The organism is Ideonella sp. (genome assembly GCF_041914305.1).
Classification (GTDB): domain Bacteria; phylum Pseudomonadota; class Gammaproteobacteria; order Burkholderiales; family Burkholderiaceae_C; genus Ideonella.
The window spans coordinates 179,625-185,651 of record NZ_JAYSDQ010000016.1 but is presented as its reverse complement, the minus strand read 5'-3'; the positions used below and the strand labels follow the sequence as shown (position 1 = coordinate 185,651).

4 protein-coding genes and 1 tRNA gene are annotated in these 6,027 nt (G+C 66.9%); 4 read left to right on the top strand and 1 reads right to left on the bottom strand.

What is annotated here, in order from left to right:
• From ACE3SG_RS20825 to ACE3SG_RS20810, 4 genes are all read left to right on the top strand, one after another.
• On the top strand, positions 1-735 hold a 735-nt coding region (locus ACE3SG_RS20825; RefSeq protein WP_374568121.1), incomplete at its 5' end, for an aspartate kinase.
• Positions 736-800: 65 nt separating this feature from the next.
• Positions 801-893: transfer RNA gene (locus tag ACE3SG_RS20820), tRNA-Ser, on the top strand.
• Between the two features lie 73 nt (positions 894-966).
• Positions 967-2,358: a phenylacetate--CoA ligase family protein gene (locus ACE3SG_RS20815; RefSeq protein ID WP_374568120.1), complete on the top strand. Its 1,392-nt coding sequence runs from the start codon at positions 967-969 to the stop codon at positions 2,356-2,358.
• Between the two features lie 168 nt (positions 2,359-2,526).
• A complete protein-coding gene (locus ACE3SG_RS20810) occupies positions 2,527-2,931 on the top strand; it encodes a hypothetical protein (RefSeq protein ID WP_374568119.1) in 405 nt (134 codons plus the stop codon).
• A gap of 109 nt (positions 2,932-3,040) precedes the next feature.
• Here the strand turns inward: ACE3SG_RS20810 and ACE3SG_RS20805 are convergent, their stop codons facing one another.
• Positions 3,041-5,989: a GH92 family glycosyl hydrolase gene (locus ACE3SG_RS20805; RefSeq protein WP_374568117.1), complete on the bottom strand. Its 2,949-nt coding sequence runs from the start codon at positions 5,987-5,989 to the stop codon at positions 3,041-3,043.
• Positions 5,990-6,027: the final 38 nt, after the last annotated feature.

Genomic DNA, 6,027 nt, shown 5'->3' with positions numbered 1-6,027 from the left:
CCGCGCGTGGTGCCCGAGGCGCGCCGCCTGCACACCATCACCTTCGAAGAGATGCTGGAAATGGCCAGCCTCGGCTCCAAGGTGCTGCAGATCCGCTCGGTCGAATTCGCCGGCAAATACCGTGTGCCGCTGCGCGTGTTGTCCAGCTTCACGCCCTGGGACATCGACATCAACGAAGAGGCCAAGTCCGGCACCCTGATCACTTTCGAGGAAGACGTCAAGATGGAACAAGCCGTTGTCTCCGGCATCGCCTTCAACCGCGATGAGGCCAAGGTCACCGTGATGGGCGTGCCCGACAAGCCCGGTATCGCGTACCAGATCCTGGGTGAAGTGGCCGACGCGAACATCGACGTCGACGTGATCATCCAGAACGTCTCGCACGATGGCAAGACCGACTTCTCGTTCACCGTGCACCGCAACGACTACCAGCGCACGATGGACCTGCTGAAGAACAAGGTGCAGCCGGCCACCGGCGCGGCCACCGTGCTGGGCGACCCGAAGATCTGCAAGGTTTCGATCGTCGGCATCGGCATGCGCAGCCACGTGGGCGTGGCGAGCAAGATGTTCCGCGCGCTGAGCGAAGAGGGCATCAACATCCAGATGATCAGCACCAGCGAGATCAAGACCTCGGTCGTGATCGACGAGAAGTACATGGAACTGGCCGTTCGCGCCCTGCACAAGGTGTTCGAACTCGACGATCCGAGCGCGGTCACCGCGTCGTCGCGCGACGAATAAGCGCAACGATCTGATGCGGGCCGGCAAAAACGCCCAATCATCAGGCTAGAATGCTGGCTTCGGCTGGAGACGTGACCGAGTGGCCGAAGGTGCTCCCCTGCTAAGGGAGTATGGGGCTTAAAACTCCATCAAGGGTTCGAATCCCTTCGTCTCCGCCACCTAAAACGACGAGGGGCGCCAGGTTTACTTGGCGCCCCTTTTGTCTTCCTGGGGCCCATCGATACGCCTGCCATGCTGCTGCCCATCGACCCCTGGTTCACCACGAGCGTGGCGGCCGACGTGTGGGCGGCCTCGCGGGCCGATGCCGAAGGGCTGGCCGCGCGCCAGGCGCAGCGCCTGCGGGCGCTGCTGGCGGCGGCGGCCAAGGGCTCTGGTTTCTACCGCGATCGCCTGGGCAGCCAGCCCGCCTCGTCGGTGCGGCTGCAGGACCTGCCCGTCTCGCGCAAGGCCGATCTGATGCGCCACTTCGACGACTGGGTGACCGACCCGGCGCTGAAGCTGGACGAGATCAAGCGTTTCATGCGCGACAGCAGCCAGGTCGGCGAGCCGTACCTGGGCCGCTTCACCGTGTGGGAAAGCTCCGGCAGCACCGGCGAGCCGGGCATCTTCGTGCAAGACCGGCATGCGATGGGCATCTACGACGCGCTCGAAAGCGTGCGCCGCCCGGCCCCCACGCTCTGGCACCGCCTGCTGGACCCGTGGCTGATGAGCGAGCGCATCGTCTTCGTCGGCGCGATCGGCGGTCACTTCGCCAGCGTCGTGTCGATGGAGCGCCTGCGCCGCCTGAGCCCGATGCTCGCGCCGCGGCTGCAGTGCGTGTCGTTCCTGAGGCCGCTCGACGAACTGCTGGCCGAGCTCCAGGCCTTGCGGCCGACCGTGCTCGCCAGTTACCCGAGTGCGGCGCTGCTGCTGGCGCAGGCCCAGGGCGAGGGCCGCCTGAAGCTGGCGCTGCGCGAGGTCTGGACCGGCGGCGAGACGCTGACGCCGGCCATGCGGCGCGGCATCGAGTGCGGGTTCGGCTGCGGCGTGCGCAACAGCTATGGCGCGTCCGAATTCCTGCCGATGGCTGGTGAATGCAGCCAGGGGCAACTGCACCTGAACAGCGACTGGTTGATCCTCGAGCCGGTTGACGAACACGGACGCCCCGTGCCGCCGGGCCAGGCCAGCGCCACGACCTTGCTGACCAACCTGGCGAACCACGTGCAGCCGCTGATCCGCTACGACCTGGGCGACCAGGTGCAGTTGGCCACCACGCCCTGCGCCTGCGGCTCGCACCTGCCGGTGATCGATGTCCAGGGCCGGCGCGACGACACGCTGCGCCTGGCCGGCCGCGGCCGGCGGCGTGTGCAGGTGCTGCCGTTGGCGATCAGCACGGTGCTCGAAGAAGAGGCCGGCCTGTTCGACTTTCAACTGCGGCAGCAGGGCCCGCGTGAACTGACACTGTGCACCGCGCGTGGCGGCGCCGAGGTCACCCAGCAGCTGCGGGTGGCGCGCAAGGCCCTGGAGGCTTTTCTGGCGGCCCAGGGCGTGCCCGAGGTGCACATCCACTGCCACAGCAGCCAGCCCGGCAAGCGCGGGCGCAGCGGCAAGGTCTTGCGCGTGCTGGCCACGCCGTCGCACTGAAGCGGGCCGGCGAATAACCACGACGCCGCCAGCAAGCCGCTTGTGCCGTGTGGGCCGCAGGTCTACCGTGCGCAACACGCGGCAGGAGGGATCTTTGCTGCGCGCTGCCGGGCAGGGGCCGCGGGTCTGCGCCGGGCAGTTGCTGTTGCCGCGGCACAGGAGCACACCATGCTTGGTGAAAAGATCGGCGAAGGCGTAGGCAAGGTCATCTCTCAGCGCGTGCTACCGAACCCCGGCGGCTCGCCGACGATGGAAACCTCGTTCCAGAGCACCGGCAGGCTGATGGGCCTGGCCACCACTGAAACCGGCACCTACACCGCCGCGCTGCGCGCCGACGGTACCCTCTTCGGCCAGGGCCAGGGCATCGTGATGGGCGACAAGGGCGAAATGGCCAGCTGGACCGGCCAGGGCATTGGCCTGCTGCAAAAAGACGGCAGCATCAAGTACCGCGGCGCCATCTACTTCGACAGCAAGTCACCGACGTTCTCGAAACTGACCAGCATCGCCGGCCTGTTCGAGTACGAGGTCGATGCCCAAGGGCACACCAAGGGCCAGCTGTTTGAGTGGAAGTAGCCCAGCGGGGGCCGGCGGGGCCCCAACAACCCCGCCCCGCCGACCCGATCGGCCCTCTCTCCCAGAGGAGTCTAGAAAACCGATGCTGATGCGACGCTGACGCCGCGCCTCAAGGCGCGCCGATTCGCAAATCGTCGATCAGCCCGCGGAACTGCCCGGTCGCGTCGGGCCGGTCGTAGCCGACGACGATGCGGTCGATCGTCTTGCCGGCGGCCCACTGGCCGATGTTCGAGCGCACCTCGTTCCAGCTGTCGAGCACCAGCTTGCCGCCGCGGCCCTGGAACTCGGGGTGCACGCGGACGCCGTTCTGGTCGACCGCGCCCGAATCACGCAGGCTGGTGCCGTCGGTGAAGAGCAGGTCGATCGCCACGAAGGCGCTGTTGGCCGACACGGCACTCGGCTTGATCCAGTACGACAGCGTCGTCGCGTTGCCCACTGGGATGTTGACGTCGAAGACCTTGTTGTACGAGTAGGACTGCGTGGCATCGTTGTCGTTGCCCGAGTACATCAGCGCGCCGGCGCCGCTGTGCGTGCCGCCCTCGCGGCGGGTCGATGTCTCCATGTGGTTCAGGCCGCAGCAGTAGCCGGTGATGTTGGCCGCGAAGTCGATCGTGTCGTTCCAGTCCGGCTGCGAATTGCGGCTGTCGAAATCGGCGCTGAATGTCGTGCTGCTTTGCGTGACACGCGGGTGCTCGAACGAAGGCGGTGCATCGGCCGGTGCGCTGCCCCAACTGATATTCGGCGTGGCGCCCAGGTCGAACTGCAGCGTGGTGTCGGCCTTCAGCTTGGTCAGCGGCAGCCATGTGCTGGTGTTGGCCACGCCGTTGATCTTCATGCTCTGGATGTAGGTGCCGTTGGCGCCTGCGTTCGGAGCCTTGATCGTCAGGATCTTGCCGTTGCCCATCTTGATCTTGGTGGTCGGGAACAGCGGGCTGCCGACCACGAAGCCGCCCAGGCCCGGCAGCTCGGGGTACAGGCCCAGCGCGCCCCACACATACCAGGCCGAGGTGGCGCCGAGGTCGTCGTTGCCGTTCAGCCCGTCGGCGCTGTTGCGGTACAGGTCGGTCAGGATGCGGCGAACCACTTGCTGCGACTTGTACGGCGCGCCCGCGAACAGGTAGGCCCAGGGCGAGCCGTGCTCGGGCTCGTTGCCCATGAAGGCATACGGGCTGTTGGCGCCGTCGTCGAGCTTGGTGAAGTGCTCGTCCAGGCGGGCGATGGCCGCGGCGTTGCCCCCCATGCGGTCGAACAGCCCGCGGTAGTTCTGCGGCACCATCCAGGTGTACTGCGCCGAGTTGCCTTCGACGAAGCTGTCGCCGCTGGTGCGGCTGAAGCCGTTGACGAAGCCGCCGGTGTCCAGGCGCGGGTGCACGTAACCCGAGAAGTCCGAGTACAGCGACTTCCAGTCTTGCGCATAGCCCAGGTACTGGTCGCGCTTGGCGTTGTTGCCCAGCGCCGCAGCGAAATGGGCGATCGCCGAGTCGGCCAGCGCGTATTCCAGCGTCGTGGCCGAGGGGCCCCACACGCCGCCGGCGCCGTTCGGGATGTAGCCGTGGCTCTGCTGCGCGGCCAGGCCGACGCGGGTTTCGCAGTTGCGCGAGCGCGTGCCCGGCTGCGTGGCAGCTTGCTCCATGTACTTCAGCGCCGAGGCGGTATCGAAGTTCTTGCCGCCGAAGGCGTGCAGGTTGGCCACGATCGCCGCGCCGGCATCACCCACCATCACGCAGGTGTCGTCGTTCGCCGTCGGCCACTTCGGGTAACCGCCGCCGCCTTTCTCGGCATCGACCACCATCGACTGCGCCATGTCGCTGGCCACCTTGGGCTGCAGCCAGCCGATCAGCTGCACCTGCGAGCGGTAGATGTCCCAGCCCGAGAAGGTGGCGTACTTGTCCCAGCCGTCGGCCGTGTAGATCTTGTTGTCGAAGCCGATGTACTGGCCGTTCACATCGCTGAACAGGTTGGGGTGCAGCAGCGAGTGGTACAGCGCGGTGTAGAACTTGGTGCGGTCGTCGGTCGAGCCGCCGGTGACCTGCACCTTGTTCAGCAGCTTGTTCCAGCTCGTCTTGGCCGAGGTCTTGACGGTGTCGAAGTCGACACTGGCCAGCTCGGTCTGCATGTTGAGCTTGGCGTTGTCGGTGCTGACGTAGGACACGCCGACGCGCAGGTGCACCTGGCCGCCGCCGGCGAACTTGACCCAGCCGCCGTTGTTCTGCGCCCGCGGTGCGTTGCGCGAACCAGGCGTGACCGTATCGCCCTGGTAGGTGCCGAAGCTCGCGAAGGGCTTGTCGAACTGGCCGTGGAAGTAGACGAAGTAGCCGCCGCCACCGCAGACGCCGCCGGTCTCGACGAAGCCGCGGACCTCGTTGGTGCCGACGATCTCGAGCATCGCGCTGCGCGCACCCACGCCGTTGCGGCCGACGTTCAGGATCATCGTCGCGTCGTTCGTCTGCGGCCAGGTGAAGCGGCCGAAGCCGGCGCGCTTGCTGATCGTCAGCTCGTTGTTGACGCCGTTGTTCAGCCCGACGCGGTAATAGCCCGGCGTCGCCGTTTCGTTGGCATGCGAGTAGGGCACCTGGTAGCTGCTCAGGTGCGTGCCGGGCGACTGGCCCACGTTGCCGACGATGGGCAGGAACGAGATGTCCTGCTGGATCGAGCAGCCGGTGCCGCTGGAGTGGATCAGGCTGATGCCCTGGATCACGCCCTTGTCGTAGTTGTAGCCACCGAAGCCGTAGAACTCGCCGTAGCCGGTGTCGGGGCTGAACTGCACCATGCCGAAGGGCAGCGTCGCCCCGGGGAAGGTGTTGCCCACCGCGCCGCCGGTGCCCTGATCGCCATCGGGGTTGCCGATCTTGGTGCCGATGAAGGGGTTGACCATCGCCAGCAGGTCCGCATTCGCGGCCTCCGTGCCGGCGGCCAGCGCCTGGGCGCGCTCGTCGCTGTCGGCCTCGGCGTTGGTGTCGTCGGAAGTGTCGTTGCCCCCGCAGGCGGCGAGTGCCAAGCCTGCGGCGAGCACGACCTGGAGCGCGATTCGGCGCTCGGTCGTCTTGAGCCTTCTCATTCGGAAACTCCTCTGAAGTTGTTGGGTATTCCTCAGGC